A 15540-nucleotide genomic window follows, 5' to 3' on the forward strand; every position below is an offset into this window, starting at 1 on the left:
TGTGTCCGACAATCGGGGTTTAGGGAAGAAGCGGTAGCGCGAATCTGAACGAAGTCCCTCGACCGGCTTCGCTGGTGGCCCAGATCCTGCCGTCATGGAACTCGATGATGGAACGGCAGATGGCGAGCCCCATTCCGAGGCCGTTTTGCCTCGTGGTGAAAAACGGGGTGAACAGCGACGGCAGGATGTCTTCAGCGATGCCTGTGCCTTGGTCGGTCACGTCCAGGATGGCCTCGTTATCCGCGATCCAGGTGCGTATCTGCAGAACCCGCTCACTCACCGCAACACCGTCCATGGCATGACAGGCATTGATAACCAGATTGATGATCACCTGCTGCAATTGCACCCGATCGGCACTGACCCGGGCCGCGGGGTTGGCCAGATCGACTTTCACAGTGACCTTATGAAGCACCAGTTGCTGCTGGACCAGGTTCAATGTCTCGTGGACCACTTCATCCAGGGACTCGGCCTGGCGCCGTGGATCGCATTTTCGCGACAGCGCTCGGATGCGGTCGATGACCTCGCTGGCGCGACGCGAGCTGGCGACGATCCGCTCGAGGGAGTCGAGGGCTTCCTTCATATTGGGTTCCGGACGCTCCAGCCAGCGCCGACAGGCCTGCGCGCTGCTGGTAATGGCGGTGAGCGGCTGGTTGACTTCGTGGGCAATGGAAGCGGCCATTTCCCCCAGGGAGGTCAGGCGGGTGACGTGGGCCAGTTGGGCCTGGGCACGAAACAGTGCTGCTTCGGCCTCCTTGCTGGCGGTCATGTCCATCAACGCCCCCAGATACTGGCAACGACCCTGGGAGGCAGGCAGGAGGCTGGCAATCATATGGATGTGTTTGACGCGACCGTCTGGCATCAGCAGGCGCAGCTCCACCTCGATCTGAGGTTCGCGACGTGCCGCCTGCCCGAACATGTCCAGTAGCCGTTCCAGGTCTTCGGGATGAGTGCGCTCCAGCACCATTGAAACCGTGGGGGGCTTGCCGCAGGGATATTCGAAGATCCGTGCCGACTCCTCCGACCAGGACAGGTCCGAGCGGTCGCCCCGAAAACCGAAACTGCCGGTCTGGCTCAGACGCTGGGCGCCGACCAGGTACGCCTCGTTGTGGCGCAGGCTGTCGGATGCCTGCTTGCTGCGCAATGCCAGGAAGGCGATGGCCGACAAGGCTGTCAGGCACCTGAAAAAACCGGTGGTGGAATCCCAGCGGTGATAGCCGCCGTTGTACAGGAACATCGCCGTGAGCAGGAACATGCACATCAGTGCGACGGTGATGACCAGGTTGATGGAGAACAGATTGGCCGCCATCAACAGTAATGTGATGTACAGCAGCGTGGGGGCCAGATCGGACCGGGTCTCGGAGTTGATGATGACGATGCCGCAGGCCACCAACAAACCGACCGCCCAGCCCAACGTGTTGACCATCGGGTTGGGACTGATCCCCATCGACGGTCGCGACGCGATCTGGCAAGGGTTATACCGGAGGCTGTCATAGATGTTCCTGAACATCGTGGCGGGTGTGGGCACGCTGGCAGACCTTTTGTTATTGGAGACCGGTTCCGGATAGTCGGGAAAGACAGGGCATCGGTTTCGTATCTTAAAAGTGCCGCGTTTTTGCAGGTAGGACAGAAAACCCTGAAATCCTGCCACAGGGTCCTGTTGGCGGGCGTCAGCGGGAAAACCGCTGACGGTAATCCCGGGGAGAAATGGCGAGGTGGCGCTGGAAGGTATGGCGCATCCGCTCCTCATCGCCGAAGCCACATGACCGGGCGATCTGGTCGATGTTGCGCAGGGAGTCTTCCAGCAACCGCCGCGCGGCCTCCAGACGGAACATCTCGACGGCCTTGGCCGGGGTGTGTCCGGTGCGGCGCTTGTAGACCCTCGCAAAATTGCGGGGGCTCATGCGGGCCTGACGGGCCAATCGTTCAATGGTCAAGTCGTCGCTCAGGTGCTCGGCAATCCACACGTGCAATTCGTCGAATCCGGCGCTGTCTTGTGTCTGCAATTGCAAAAGCTGGCTGAACTGCGCTTGTCCACCGGGCCGCTTGAGAAACACAACCAGTTCCCGGGCCACCTGCAGCGCCACCTCGCGACCGCAGTCGGCTTCGACCAGCGCCAGGGCCATGTCGATGCCGGCACTCACGCCCGCCGAGGTCCATATGCGGTCCTGTTGGATGAAAATCGCATCCAGATCGACTTCAATCGCCGGGAAACCGTTCTTGAGCATGTCGCACATGGCCCAATGGGTAGCGGCTCGCCGTCCGTCGAGCAACCCGGCCTGGGCCATCAGAAACGTTCCGCTGCACACCGATGCCGTGCGCCTGGCCTTGGTCGCCGCAGCGCGCAGCCAGGCCACCAGGTCGACGCAGTCGATCATCGCCTGGCGGATATCGGGGGCGCCGGGCACGATCAGCGTATCGATAGCCACCCCGTCCAACCGCTGCAGGGGGCTGGTCTCCACGGCGAGGCCTTCGGCGGTCGGCATCAGGCCGCCGTCCAGGCTAGCCGTGTGCATCGCGTAGCCGGGCAGGCCGCGCTCGGTCATGGCCTTGGTGGCTGCCCAGAAAACCGTCTGGGCGCCGGTCAGGTCCAGCAATCCCATCCTGGGGTATGCCAGGAACACCAGGTTGCGTGGCTGGCAGGTCATATCGCTGGCGACAGCGAGGTCATGGTTCATCTGGTTCATGATGATTGCCCAGGGCAGGGGGACGAGGTAGCGAAACGGCACAATAACGGATCGTCTCGATGTCCGTCGACTGGTCGAACCCTGGGTGTGGCGAGCGGCCGATTTTTCGAATCCGGCACAACTGACTCGCAGGCCAGCCCGCAATAGTGGCGCTACGAAGGCACTTTCACTTCATCGCCTAACCCCATGACTTGAAAGCTTTTGAGTGGCACTCGGCGGTAAATACAGCCACCATAGACGCCCCTGGTTCAGAACACCGGAGTCTTTAGCGTGGCGCAACACTCTCCCGACCTTCCTCCCGAACTTCTACCCCTGGCCCGGATGTCGCTGCTCAAGCGTCTGGCGGTGCGTCTACTGGGGCAGGGCCTGACGCGGCTGCGAGCCCAGCATCGGGCGTCCTGGCTGCACGGTCAGGCGGATGGCTTTCGTAGCGGGCATACCGCCGGCTTCGATTACGGCTATCGGGAAGGCAAGGCCGAGGGACTGGAGGCGGGACGTCAGGTCCTGTTGATACGTGACTCGCGCAGCACGGAGCACCCGGCACCGAAAGTCGATGATCTGTTATTCGATGACTGGCGCCTGCCTTTGACGGCCGAGTTGAAGAAGCGCGTCAAGGCGGATGTCGCCCGGTTGCTGCCTGCCCACGCACAACCCAGTGCCGCCCAATGGAAAATGATATTCAGCGATACACCCTCGACATCGGTAGTTGCCGGCGCTGGCGCGGGCAAGTCCACGACCCTGGTATTGCGTATCGTGGTGCTGTCCCAATACCTGGGGTTCGAGCTGGATTCAATGACCGTAGTGACGTTCACCCGTGAGTCGCGCAAGGATTTCATCCGCAAACTGATCGACGTCCTTGCCTTGTGGGGGCGTACGGTCAGCCTCAAGGAAGCCCGTGACCTGGTGCGGACCTTCCATTCGCGCATCCTGCCGATGGTTCGCAGCCTGCCCGGCTTCGAGCGGCTCCAGGCTTTCGAAACCCTGAGCCATCGCGCCGCAGCCGGTGATGAGCAGGAGCCGGGCAATCCCTTCGACCTGCGCATCAATGAGGCGCAACGCCAGCAACTCAATGCCTGTTATCACCACCTTTATCAGCGCGATGACCGATTCCGGGAACTGGTCGGCCAGTTGTCCCGGCACGCCTTGCAACTGAAAGCGTTGGAGCGTGACCACCCCGATGTACAAAAACGCGTCGCCGTGACCGAACTTGCCGCACAGCGCGATGAAGAATTATGCGATGCCGTCGAAGACCTTTGGTTTGGCGCCGGTGCCTGGCCCATCAAAGGTATCGAGCCCAGGCGCCAAGCCTTCGAGATCAACGGCTCGACATTCCATTGCCATGGCTACATCGCCTCGCTGGATAGCTGGGTAATGCTCGGCTTCGATCCGCAGGAGGATGCCCGGCTCAGCCGTCCGGGCGCGCGGCTGAGTATCCGGGCGGAGTGGGCGGTCAAGCGAACCCTTTTTCAAGCTTTCTGCAATAAGCCATTGATATGGCTGGAAAACTACGAGTCGTCCAAACGCCTGCTGAGCACGCTGGCCGGAGATGCCAGTGCCGGACCCGGGTTCGACTACAAGGTCAAGGGCGAATTGGCGGCGGCGCCGTTGCTGGATTGCTTCGTGGCCGCCGCCGGGTTCATCGAAAACCTCGGGCTGGATGTGCCGGATGCGGTGGGGCGGATGTGTTTCGCCCAGGACGATCCGGATCGGTATTTCTTTGAAGCGCTGAGCCGCTATTGGCGAGCCTTTGAAGACCATCTGCTGGACCAGTCGCCGCCCGTCATGACCTACAATCGGATGTTCGCGCTGTTCAGCGAGCATTCCCCTGAGAACTTCAAGCTACTTGGGGATGAGCTTCTGCGGCCTTTGTCCCACGTGATGATCGACGAGTTCCAGGACGTTTCGCCGCAGATCGTTTCCTGGCTCCGCGCCTGCCTTCGAGAGGTGCGCAGTCGTGGTCCCGCGCTGCATGTGGGGTGCGCCGCGCAACGCTCGTCCTTATTGTGCGTGGGCGATGATTGGCAATCCATCTATGGCTGGCGTGGCAGTTCACCCAGCTACTTCATGGCATTCGCCAAGCACTTCCCGTCGCCGGCGAATACCCGGGTGATGCTTACCGATAACTACCGTAGTCATCAGCACATCATCGATGCGGCTGAGCACATCGTCCGGGCAACAGCCGCGATCCCCGGCAAGAAAGCCAAGGCCAGCGGCAAGCCGGTGACGCCAAGCCCGGTCACCGTACTGGATCGCGACGAGGAGGAACTGGCTCGCCGGTTGGATGAGCATTATCGCCAGGGTGATACGATCTTGATGTTGTATCGAAAAAGCAGCGATAAGTCACTGATAGAAAAGTATATTCAGCCAATACTTAATGTGGATTCTAGCTTGCCCTATGAAGCCCGACGTCTGAGATTGATGACCTACCACAGCGCCAAGGGGCTCCAGGCCGACGCGGTATTCCTGCTCGGCGACTGTCAGCACCTGACCCGCTCGCCTTACAAGAATCAGGTCTACCGAATGGCCGGACTGGGGCAGGATGGGGATGCCGAGCCGTACGACACGGCGCAGAAAGACGAGATCCTGCGTCTAGCCTATGTGGGAATCACTCGTGCGGTGCAGCATTGCTATTGGTACGTCGACAGTCAGGAGGGCCAGGCCGCCAACGCGCCCAAGGCCTCGGATCGCATCGCAACGGGCAAGCCATTTTTTGCCGACCTGCGCCGCGCTCGGATCAACTGAGGGGACTGCTTCGGCGAGTAAGCGCCCACAAAAAAGCCCACTGAGTGGGCTTTTTTAGTCAGCAAGCAAATCGCGTCAAACCCGTGGGGGGGACAAAGGCCTCCAGCTCGGCTTCCACCGCCTCGATGATTCGCTCCACGTCGGGGGCATTCATCACGGTCGCACAGGGAATGCCCGCGATCGCAATCATGGTTTCGCCACTGGCGCGATCGAACAGTCGGGCGACCATGCTGCCCGGGGCATCCATACTGGCCTCGAAACCCATGGGATGAAAATGCCAGCGCATCAATTGGCAGGCGTTGGGAAACGTTACCTTGCTGGAAGATCCTCTATTCATCTGTTGCCCGCCCTCTTCATCAAGCGCTTCCTTTTGCTCATATCAGGAAGGAAGAGCCATCATGGCTCTACCAGTGAGAACTAAAAATAGCACCTGGAAATGAATCTCACGTGGCTTTTTTCAGTCCGTTTGGCGATTGGTTCATTTTTTTTGATTTGGATCACGACTTAAACGGCAGGGCCCACAGTGCCATCATCCTTGGCGAGGGGGCGCCTGGCACTCGTCCGATGGCTCTGGCACGGGATTTAGCTGGACGATAAGCAGCGCCATAAAGATGAGCAATGATGCCGCGATGAAGGTGATATTCAAGCCGTTCGCCACCGTTTCCGGGGCGGCGGCATTGATACCGCTCGTCGGTAATGCGGCGGCGAAAACTGCGCCGAGCACTGAAGCACCGGTAAAGAACCCCAGATTGCGCGACAGGTTGAGCAGTCCGGAGATGACGCCGCGACTGCCGGAGGGGATGTCCGCCAATACCGCTGTGTTGTTGGCGGTCTGGAACAGGGCATAACCCAGAGTCGTCACCATGATCGCCGCGACATAGCCAAGCGTCCCGAATGCGGGTGACAGGATCGCCAGCGTCGTGCAGCCGAGCAGCATGACCGCCAGCCCGACGCGCCGCAGGGGTAGCGCGCCAAAGCGGTCCGCGAGGCGTCCGGCAGGCACACCGGTCAACGCCGCCGTGACGGGACCCACGGCCAGGGTCAAGCCCACCAGGGGCGCCGGCAGCCCGAGGGCGATGGACAGGTAGAAGGGGCCCACCAGCAGAGTCGCCATCATCACCGTGGCGACCAACGCATGGGTGGTCAGGCCCGCAACCAACAGCCGATCCCGGAACAGCCCCAAGGGGATCAACGGTGAAACGGCACGGGTCTGGACCAGGACAAACAGGCCTGTGCAGAGGGCAGCCAATGCCAACAAGGCGAAGTTGGACCCTCCGAAGCTGCCGTGGCCTTGGGTCATGGCCAGCGCATAAGCTCCGAGGGCCGCCGCCAGCAAGAGCGTGCCTGGCCCGTCGAATCGGATTTTCCCGGCTTTCATCGTAGCCAGGCGCACAGGCAGGGAACGCCAGGCCAGTATCAGCGTCAGCAATCCAAAAGGGACGTTCACCAGAAAGATCGCCTGCCAGCCGAACGCGCCCAGCAGCGTGCCCCCCAGTGAAGGGCCCAGGGCCGTGCCTACCGCCGAAAGCGTGCCCAACAGACCCATAGCGCTGCCGGTCTTTTCCTTGACCACCGTTTCGCCCACCAGCGCGAGGGTCAGCGTCATCATGATGGCGGCCCCAAGGCCTTGCAGGGCGCGTCCTGCGATCAACCACCCAAGCGAAGGTGCCAAGCCGCACATGCCCGATGCCAGGGTGAACAGCAGAATGCCGGCCAGCAACAGGGGACGTCGCCCCAGCAGGTCCCCCAGACGTCCGACGCTGACGATCAAAGTGGTGATCGCGAGCAGATAGGCCAGCACCACCCATTGCACCGCCTGGAACGAGGCATTGAGCCCCTGGGCCAGTGCCGGCAGGCCGACCGTGGCGACGCTGGCGCCCAACGAGGCCAGGAGTGTTGCGAGTGAGAGACTGGTCAGCGCCCAGCGAGTGGTACTGGGTGTTCGTGGAGGGATGTTCATGGGCGGGCATGGTTCCGTATTGGCTGGTTGCATGGCGTTGGCTCCGTCTGCGGCTCCTGGAAACGGAGCTGTCCCAACGCTACGCTTGGTCTTAACATGGCGGAAGACGCAGCATTTGCACTTTATAGCTGCATGTAACGCCATCTCTCACCGCAGGATTGTCCATGTCACAGCCTGACCTCAATCTGCTGATCACCCTTGACGTATTGCTGTCGGAGGGCAGCGTGGCCCGTGCCGCCCAACGGCTTCGGCTCAGCCCTTCGGCGATGAGCCGCGCATTGGCACGATTACGGGACACGCTGGGCGATCCGCTGCTGGTCCGGGCCGGGCGCGGGCTGGTTCCCACTCCACGCGCACTGCAGCTCCGTGAGCAGGTGGGTCAATTGGTTCAGGAAGCCCAGGCGGTGCTGCGTCCCGTGCAGGTTCCGGATCTGCGCCGTTTGAGTCGGGTCTTTACACTGCGCACCCGAGAAGGATTCGTGGAAAACTTCGCAATTGACCTGATGGCCCGCATCGCCGAGGAGGCGCCCGGCGTCCGGCTGCGCTTCGTGGATAAGGCAAACAAGGACAGCACGGCATTGCGTGAAGGCACCGTGGACCTGGAAACTGCCGTCGTCGACCAGGACACCGGCCCCGAGCTGCGGACCCAGGCGTTGTTCACTGACCGGTTCGTCGGCGTCGTGCGCCTGGGGCATCCGCTGAGCCAGGGCGAGGTCACCACAGCCGGCTACGCGGCGGGAAGCCATCTCGGGGTTTCCTTGCGTGACCTCGATCACGGCCCCATTGATCGGGCGTTGGCGCCGTTGAATCTGTCGCGCAGCATCGCCATCACCGTTCCGGGCTTTTCCACGGCCCTGGGACTGGCACGCGCCAGTGACCTGATCGCCACCGTCCCCGAACGCTACACCGAGCGGCTTCGCGCTGGCTTGCACAGCTTTGTACTGCCGTTTGCCGTGCCGTCGTTCACGATCGCCATGCTCTGGCATCCACGCATGGACGCAGACCCCGCGCATCGCTGGCTCCGAGGTTGCCTGCGGGAAGTCTGCGCAGCGAATGTCTCCCCTTACATTCAGGGTTAGTAGATATTAATTAATAGCGTTTCGCTGGCACTTAGTTGGCGAAAGTGCGACCTGATTCGCAGCGGGCTGTTTAACGTTATTTAATATTTAAATAGAGTTTTGTCCGACAATCTTAAACGGATTTCGACAAACTCCCGTATTAGCGGGGTGAAGCCAGCGACTCGGCTTAGTTAGTGGATAGCGCGTCTTTCGGCCTTGAAAAAATTCGCTAGACGTTTGATTTCGAATTGTGTCAGTTTTCTTGCGTCCTCAATTGGGCGAGTGATTGGACGATCTCGCCAGAGATTGTCTGTCTGACAAAAACTGTTCCATTGCAAACAAGGAAGTGTGTTTATGTCGAAAATCAAATCCGGTGTTATTGATGCTGCCGATCAACTGCTGTGGGCACCACAAGCCCTGGCCGCTCCCAGCAATGCCTTTAACCAGATCAATAATTTCAGCCATCAGTACGACCGGGGCGGGGACCTGACCATCAATGGCAAGCCCTCTTACTCGGTGGACGAGGCGGCCACTCAATTGCTGCGTGACGGCGCGGCGTATCAGGATCGAGACGGTAGCGGCAAGATCGAACTGACCTATACCTTCCTGACCTCCGCCTCCACAAGCACCATGAACAAACATGGGATCAGTGGCTTCAGTCAGTTCAGCGCACAACAGAAAGGCCAAGCGGTCCTGGCCATGCAATCCTGGGCGGACGTCGCCAATGTCACGTTCACCGAGAAGGCCAGTGGCGGTGACGGTCACATGACCTTTGGCAACTACAGCAGCGGTCAGGACGGGGCGGCGGCCTTCGCTTACCTGCCAGGGACCGGCGCGGGTTATGACGGCACGTCCTGGTACCTGATCAACAGCAGCTACACCCAGAACAAGAACCCGGACCTGAACAATTACGGTCGCCAGACCCTGACCCACGAGATCGGCCACACCCTTGGCCTGGCTCATCCTGGCGACTACAACGCCGGCGAAGGCAGTCCGACCTACAATGACGCCACGTACGCGGAAGACACCCGCGGCTACAGCCTCATGAGCTACTGGAGCGAAAGCAATACCGATCAGAACTTCAGCAAGGGCGGGGTCGAGGCCTATGCCTCGGGTCCGCTGATGGACGACATCGCCGCCATCCAGAAACTCTATGGCGCCAACACCAGCACCCGCACCGGTGACACGACCTACGGTTTCAACTCCAACGCCGGCCGCGACTTCCTCAGCGCCTCTTCCTCCTCAGACAAAGTGGTGTTCTCGGTATGGGACGCGGGCGGGCGGGATACGCTGGACTTCTCCGGTTTCACCCAGAATCAGAAAATAAACCTCAATGACGCTTCGTTTTCCGATGTTGGCGGGATGGTGGGCAACGTCTCCATCGCCCAGGGTGCGACCATTGAAAATGCCATTGGCGGCTCGGGCAGCGATCTGCTGATCGGCAACGAAGTGGCCAATGATCTCAAGGGCGGTGCGGGTAACGACATCCTGTGGGGCGCGGGCGGGGCAGACAAACTGTGGGGAGGTTCCGGCTCGGACACCTTCGTGTTCGCGGCCAGTTCCGACTCGCGTCCGGGTGCGACCGACCAGATCCTCGATTTCGTCAGCGGCCTGGACAAGATCGACCTGACAGGGATTACCAAAGGCGCGGGGCTGCATTTCGTCAATGCCTTCACCGGTACGGCGGGCGATGCGGTGCTGTCGACGTCTGGCGGTAACAGCGTGCTGTCGGTGGACTTCTCGGGCCATGGCGTGGCTGATTTCCTGGTGAGCACTGTCGGCCAGGCAGCGGTCTCGGACATCGTGGCCTGATATCGCCACCCTGAGTTCTGGCACCCGTCGTGTTCGAAAGATCACGACGGGTGCCAGGGCCCGGAGAGGGCGCTGGAATGAAGGAAAATGATTAAAGCGTTCATGCACCGTAGCACCCCGGCAATCGCCTGGTTACTCGCTACATCGATGTGTTCTTTTGGAGAAGCCGCCATGGCGCGCAGCCTATTGTTAGCAGAACCCTCACAGCTGGCAGGTGTCTGGCGAGCCGTTTTGGCAGGCCCGCAGGAAAATGCACACACCCAGGCGCTGCAGGACAAGCCGTCCAACATCTGCGTCATCGAGCTCAAGGCCGACCAGAGCCTGGGCGGACAAACCGATTGCCTGGGCCGCTGGCTCGGTGATGAACCGGTCCACTGGTTTCCCGAGCCCGACGGTCTTTCATTGATCGGCAAACAAAATGCCAGGACACATTTGGGGCGACATGAGACGGACCGCTATCAGATGACGCTGGAATCCGGATTGAGGCTTCTGCTTGAACGGGACATCCAGGAAAACGCGCGTTAAGCATTTACTCAACATTTGCTACAGGCACGCACTTGTTTAAACAGGTGCGTGCTTCGGTGTGCGCCGATTGAAGTTGAAAGATGGACAAGTTGCAGGGTCGCTAGGCTCTGTATGAAAAGTCTTGAGACGAAGGTCAGGCAAGGCGAAAACAGCCGAGCAAGCGCAGTGTACTGGAGTACATGAGCATTGCGAGGCTGTTTTCAACGCAGCATGAACGAGTATCAAGGCTTTTCGTACAGAGCCTAACTAACTGGCCCGGCCAACAGCAAGGAAAGTCGATGAGCATGGCAAGGAACGCTTCCACGGTGCCGCTGATTAAAGCGCTGGGCGATTATAAGAATATTCTGTTGAGTGTCGGTTGTTTTACCGCGTTGATAAACGTTCTGATGCTGGCGCCTTCCATCTATATGCTCCAGGTATATGACCGCGGACTGTCGTCGCAAAACGAAACCACGTTGGCCATGCTGTCGCTGATGGTAGTGGGATTCTTCGTTTTCATCGGCCTGTTGGAAATGGTCCGCAGTTTCATCGTCATCCGCATTGGCAGCCAACTGGAGCGACGCTTTAATCTCCAGGTTTACAAGGCTGCGTTCGAGCGCAACCTGTTCAGGGGCGAAGGCAATGCCGGCCAATCCCTGGGCGATCTGACCCATGTGCGTCAGTTCGTCACCGGCCCGGCGTTGTTCGCCTTCTTCGATGCGCCGTGGTTCCCGATCTATCTGTTGGTGATCTACCTGTTCAACGTCTGGCTCGGCGTCTTCGCCACCGTTGGCACGTTGCTGCTCATCGGCCTGGCCTGCCTGAACGAGGCCATGACCCGGGAGCCCTTGGGGCAGGCCAGCGGTTACTCGCAACGGTCCAGCCAACTGGCGACCAGCCACCTGCACAATGCCGAGTCCATCCAGGCCATGGGCATGCTCGACGCGCTACGCAACCGTTGGTTTGCGCTGCACTCGCGTTTCCTTGGCTTGCAGAACCAGGCCAGCGATACCGGCGCGGTGATCGGCGCCCTCAGCAAGACCTTGCGCCTGTGCCTGCAATCGTTGGCGCTGGGGTTGGGCGCGGTGCTGGTGATCAAGGGCGACATGACGGCCGGCATGATGATCGCCGGCTCGATCCTGATGGGCCGGGTGCTGAGCCCCATCGATCAGTTGATCGCGGTGTGGAAGCAGTGGAGCGCTGCCAAGCTGGCTTATCGTCGTCTCGATGCGCTGCTGCGCGCCTACCCGCCACAGGACGACACGATGCCATTGCCACCCCCCAAGGGCCAGGTGAGCTTCGAACAGGTCAGCGCAGGGCCTCCCGGACAGCGCCAGGCGACGCTGCATCACGTCAGCTTCAACCTCGGCGCCGGAGAAGTGCTCGGGGTGCTGGGGGCTTCGGGTTCCGGCAAATCCACCCTGGCCCGGGCGCTGGTGGGGGTATGGCCGCTCCTGGGGGGCACGGTGCGGCTGGACGGGGCCGATGTCCATCGCTGGAACCGCGACCAGCTCGGCCCGTACATCGGTTACCTGCCCCAGGACATCGAGCTGTTCAGCGGCACCATCGCCGAAAATATCGCGCGGTTTCGCGAGGCCGATCCGCAGAAGGTCGTCGCCGCCGCGCAGCAGGCCGGCGTGCATGAGCTGATCCTGCGCATGCCCCAAGGCTACGACACCCTGCTTGGAGAAGACGGTGGCGGTTTGTCGGGCGGCCAGAAACAACGGGTGGCCCTGGCCCGGGCGATGTACGACCGGCCGAACCTGGTGGTGCTCGACGAGCCCAACTCCAACCTCGATACGGTTGGCGAGGCCGCTCTGGCCAGCGCCATCGCGCTCATGAAGGGGCAGGGCACCACCGTCATTCTGGTGACCCATCGTTCTTCGGCGCTGGCCCAGGCCGATAAGTTGTTGGTGCTCAACGAAGGCCGCCTCCAGGCGTTCGGTCCGAGCCAGGACGTGCTGCGGGAATTATCCGGACAGCCCCAGGGCCCGCGGGAAAAAAACCAGTCAGCGCCCAATGGACTGAGCATGAGTCGCCAGTATCACGCCACCCGACAGCCCGGCGGCGTATAAGCAAGGATCGCGATATGAACCCCGAATATTCTCCATCCGTGGGGCAGCCTCTCGAACGCCCCGAACGCGATGCCCGTTTCTTCACGCGCATGGGCTGGGCACTGGCGCTCATCGGTGCGGGCAGTTTCTTCGCCTGGGCCAGCCTTGCGCCGCTGGACCAGGGTATCGCGGTGCAGGGCACCGTAGTCGTCTCGGGCAAACGCAAGGCCGTGCAGTCGATGAGCAGCGGCGTGGTCAGCCGGATCCTGGTGCGTGAAGGCGAGGCGGTCACTCAGGGCCAGGCGCTGTTTCGGCTCGACCAGACCCAGGCCGCCGCCGATGTGCAGTCGCTGCAAGCCCAGTACCGCATGGCCCGGGCCAGTCTGGCGCGCTGGCAAAGCGAGCGGGACAACCTGGCGCAGCTGAGTTTTCCGAAAGAGCTGAACGACGACCTCGACCCTGGCCTGGCGTTGGTGCTTGAAGGCCAGCGCCAGCTATTCAGCAGCCGCCGCGAAGCCTTTGCCCGGGAGCAGGCTGCCTTGCGCGCCAGCATCGATGGCGCCATGGCGCAACTGGCGGGCATGCGCCGGGCCCGCAGTGACCTGGGTGCCCAGGCTGACTCGTTGAGGGCGCAGCTGAGCAACCTGCAACCGCTCGCGGACAACGGTTATATCCCGCGCAATCGCTTGCTGGAATACCAGCGGCAGCTGTCACAGGTTCAGCAGGAACTGGCCCAGAACAGTGGCGAAAGCGGCCGGGTCGAGCAGGGTATTCTCGAATCGCGGCTGAAGCTGCAGCAGCATGGCGAGGAGTACCAGAAGGAAGTGCGCAGCCAATTGGCCGACGCCCAGCTCAAAAGCGAAACCCTGCAACAACAGCTGAAATCCGCCGGGTTCGAGCTGCAGCACAGCGAGATCGTCGCCACCGCGGACGGCATTGCCGTCAATCTGGGCGTGCACACTGAAGGAGCGGTGGTGCGCCAGGGCGATACCTTGCTGGAAATCGTGCCCCAGGGCACGCGGCTGGAAGTGGAAGGGCGTTTACCGGTCAACCTGGTCGACAAGGTCGCTCCTCACTTGCCGGTGGACATCCTCTTCACGGCGTTCAACCAGAACCGCACACCTCGGGTTTCAGGCGAAGTCAGCCTGGTCTCGGCCGACCAGATGATCGACGAGAAAACCGCTGAGCCGTATTACGTGCTGCGCAGCAATGTGGGCGACGAGGCGCTGGAGAAGCTCAACGGCCTGGTGATCAAGCCCGGCATGCCGGCGCAGATGTTCGTGCGCACGGGTGAGCGCTCGCTGCTCAATTACCTGTTCAAACCGCTGCTCGACCGAGCCGGCTCTGCGTTGACCGAAGAATAAGGATGTCCGGTGGCATGAAGTCTTTCCGTTGGTTGATGGTGCTGGCCGTTTCCGTCTGCAATAACGTTTGGGCCATGGGGCCCTTCGAGATCTATGAACAGGCCCTGCGCAACGACCCGGTCTATCTCGGGGCGATCAAGGAGCGCGACGCGGGCTTGGAGAACCGCGCCATCGGCCGGGCAGGTCTGCTGCCTCACCTGGGCTACAGCTACAACAAAGGCCGTAACAAATCCAAGGTCACGTACCTCAATGACCACGGCGCCAGCCAGCATGACGATCGCAATTACAGCAGCTACGGCTCAAGTCTGACGTTGCAACAGCCGCTGCTGGACTACGAGGCCTATGCGGCGTATCGCAAGGGCGTGGCGCAGGCGTTGTTTGCCGATGAAAGTTTCCGCAGCAAGAGCCAGGAGCTCCTGGTGCGGGTGCTGAGCCATTACACTCAGGCGCGGTTTGCCCAGGATCAGATCGACATCGCCCAGGCCAAGAAACGCGCGTTCGAACAACAGTTCCGGCAGAACGAACACCTGTTTCGCCAGGGCGAAGGCACGCGTACCGACATTCTGGAAGCCGAGTCGCGTTACGAACTGGCGGTTGCCGAAGAAATCGAAGCCCGTGACGAGCAGGACGCTGCCTTGCGAGAGCTCGGCGCACTGATCGGCGTTCCGGCGCTGGACATTGGCGACCTGGCGCCACTGAGCGCGACCTTCCAGGCGTTCACGCTGCAACCGGCCAATTTCGACAGTTGGCACGGGCTGGCCGTGAGCAACAACCCGAACCTGGCCTCCCAGCGCCAGGCCGTGGAGGTGGCCCGCTACGAAGTGGAGCGCAACCGCGCCGGGCACCTGCCCAAGGTCAGCGCCTACGCAACGATGCGCCAGAACGAGTCGGAAAGCGGCAACACCTATAACCAGCGCTACGACACCAACACCGTCGGCCTGGAAGTCAGCGTGCCGTTGTACGCCGGAGGCGGCGTGTCGGCTGCAACCCGCCAGGCCAGCCGCAACATGGAACAGGCCGAATACGAGCTGGATGCCAAGACCCGCGAAACCCTGATCGAACTGCGTCGCCAGTTCAGCGCTTGCGTATCGGGGATGAACAAGCTGCGGGCCTATCAGAAAGCCCTGAGCTCCGCCGAAGCACTAGTGGTCTCCACCCGGCAGAGCATCCTGGGTGGCGAACGGGTCAACCTCGATGCCCTCAATGCCGAACAACAGCTTTACACCACGCGCCGCGACCTGGCCAAGGCCCGCTATGACTACCTCATGGCCTGGACCAAATTGCACTACTACGCCGGTACCCTGGGGGAACAGGACCTGGCGAAGGTGGACGAGGCCTTCGTGATGCAGGGGCAATAGCCAG

At 61.3% G+C, this 15540-nt stretch carries 11 protein-coding genes; 7 read left to right on the forward strand and 4 right to left on the reverse strand.

All coding sequences use genetic code 11. From position 1 onward, the window contains the following. Positions 1-19 precede the first annotated feature (19 nt). The gene (locus LCU97_RS05280; RefSeq protein ID WP_408636354.1) at positions 20-1444 is read right to left on the reverse strand and encodes a sensor histidine kinase; all 1425 of its coding nucleotides are present in this window, start codon (positions 1442-1444) and stop codon (positions 20-22) included. Positions 1445-1667: 223 nt separating this feature from the next. Next, positions 1668-2684, reverse strand: coding sequence for a GlxA family transcriptional regulator (locus LCU97_RS05285; protein WP_053151275.1), 1017 nt, complete (start codon positions 2682-2684; stop codon positions 1668-1670). Positions 2685-2954: 270 nt separating this feature from the next. Here LCU97_RS05285 and LCU97_RS05290 point away from each other — a divergent pair, with 270 nt between their 5' ends. After that, complete coding sequence (locus LCU97_RS05290; protein WP_232775761.1) at positions 2955-5426, forward strand: UvrD-helicase domain-containing protein; 2472 nt, start codon at positions 2955-2957, stop codon at positions 5424-5426. 58 nt (positions 5427-5484) lie between these two features. Here LCU97_RS05290 and LCU97_RS05295 read toward each other — a convergent pair whose 3' ends face one another. Continuing rightward, on the reverse strand, positions 5485-5763 hold the full coding sequence (locus tag LCU97_RS05295; protein ID WP_053151069.1) for a DUF1652 domain-containing protein: 279 nt from the start codon (positions 5761-5763) through the stop codon (positions 5485-5487). Between the two features lie 192 nt (positions 5764-5955). Beyond that, positions 5956-7419 carry an MFS transporter gene (locus tag LCU97_RS05300; protein ID WP_408636347.1) on the reverse strand — a complete coding sequence of 488 codons (1464 nt, stop codon included), beginning with the start codon at positions 7417-7419 and terminating at the stop codon, positions 5956-5958. Positions 7420-7550: 131 nt separating this feature from the next. On the opposite strand from LCU97_RS05300, the gene LCU97_RS05305 reads away from it, so the two are divergent. The 6 genes from LCU97_RS05305 (at position 7551) to LCU97_RS05330 (ending at position 15536) form a co-directional block, all read left to right on the forward strand. Next, the gene (locus tag LCU97_RS05305; protein ID WP_232775763.1) at positions 7551-8465 is read left to right on the forward strand and encodes a LysR family transcriptional regulator; all 915 of its coding nucleotides are present in this window, start codon (positions 7551-7553) and stop codon (positions 8463-8465) included. 333 nt (positions 8466-8798) lie between these two features. Continuing rightward, positions 8799-10256 (forward strand): serralysin family metalloprotease, encoded by a 1458-nt coding sequence (locus LCU97_RS05310; RefSeq protein WP_053151078.1) that lies wholly within the window; start codon positions 8799-8801, stop codon positions 10254-10256. Between the two features lie 87 nt (positions 10257-10343). Further along, positions 10344-10781 carry an AprI/Inh family metalloprotease inhibitor gene (locus tag LCU97_RS05315; protein WP_172679611.1) on the forward strand — a complete coding sequence of 146 codons (438 nt, stop codon included), beginning with the start codon at positions 10344-10346 and terminating at the stop codon, positions 10779-10781. A gap of 278 nt (positions 10782-11059) precedes the next feature. Beyond that, the gene (locus tag LCU97_RS05320; protein ID WP_232775764.1) at positions 11060-12835 is read left to right on the forward strand and encodes a type I secretion system permease/ATPase; all 1776 of its coding nucleotides are present in this window, start codon (positions 11060-11062) and stop codon (positions 12833-12835) included. Positions 12836-12849: 14 nt separating this feature from the next. Next, complete coding sequence (locus LCU97_RS05325; RefSeq protein WP_232775765.1) at positions 12850-14178, forward strand: HlyD family type I secretion periplasmic adaptor subunit; 1329 nt, start codon at positions 12850-12852, stop codon at positions 14176-14178. A 14-nt stretch (positions 14179-14192) separates the two neighbouring features. Next, a complete protein-coding gene (locus tag LCU97_RS05330; protein WP_232775766.1) occupies positions 14193-15536 on the forward strand; it encodes a TolC family outer membrane protein in 1344 nt (447 codons plus the stop codon). The last annotated feature ends 4 nt before the right edge of the window (positions 15537-15540 follow it).

This window comes from Pseudomonas uvaldensis, assembly GCF_021271205.1.
GTDB lineage: Bacteria > Pseudomonadota > Gammaproteobacteria > Pseudomonadales > Pseudomonadaceae > Aquipseudomonas > Aquipseudomonas uvaldensis.

Coding starts and splice junctions, on each gene's coding strand:
- LCU97_RS05295 (WP_053151069.1), bottom strand. CDS start 5,763: ATGAATAGAGGATCTTCCAGCAAGGTAACGTTTCCCAACGCCTGCCAA.
- LCU97_RS05305 (WP_232775763.1), top strand. CDS start 7,551: ATGTCACAGCCTGACCTCAATCTGCTGATCACCCTTGACGTATTGCTG.
- LCU97_RS05285 (WP_053151275.1), bottom strand. CDS start 2,684: ATGAACCAGATGAACCATGACCTCGCTGTCGCCAGCGATATGACCTGC.
- LCU97_RS05320 (WP_232775764.1), top strand. CDS start 11,060: ATGAGCATGGCAAGGAACGCTTCCACGGTGCCGCTGATTAAAGCGCTG.
- LCU97_RS05300 (WP_408636347.1), bottom strand. CDS start 7,419: ATGCAACCAGCCAATACGGAACCATGCCCGCCCATGAACATCCCTCCA.
- LCU97_RS05330 (WP_232775766.1), top strand. CDS start 14,193: ATGAAGTCTTTCCGTTGGTTGATGGTGCTGGCCGTTTCCGTCTGCAAT.
- LCU97_RS05310 (WP_053151078.1), top strand. CDS start 8,799: ATGTCGAAAATCAAATCCGGTGTTATTGATGCTGCCGATCAACTGCTG.
- LCU97_RS05325 (WP_232775765.1), top strand. CDS start 12,850: ATGAACCCCGAATATTCTCCATCCGTGGGGCAGCCTCTCGAACGCCCC.
- LCU97_RS05280 (WP_408636354.1), bottom strand. CDS start 1,444: ATGGGGATCAGTCCCAACCCGATGGTCAACACGTTGGGCTGGGCGGTC.
- LCU97_RS05315 (WP_172679611.1), top strand. CDS start 10,344: ATGATTAAAGCGTTCATGCACCGTAGCACCCCGGCAATCGCCTGGTTA.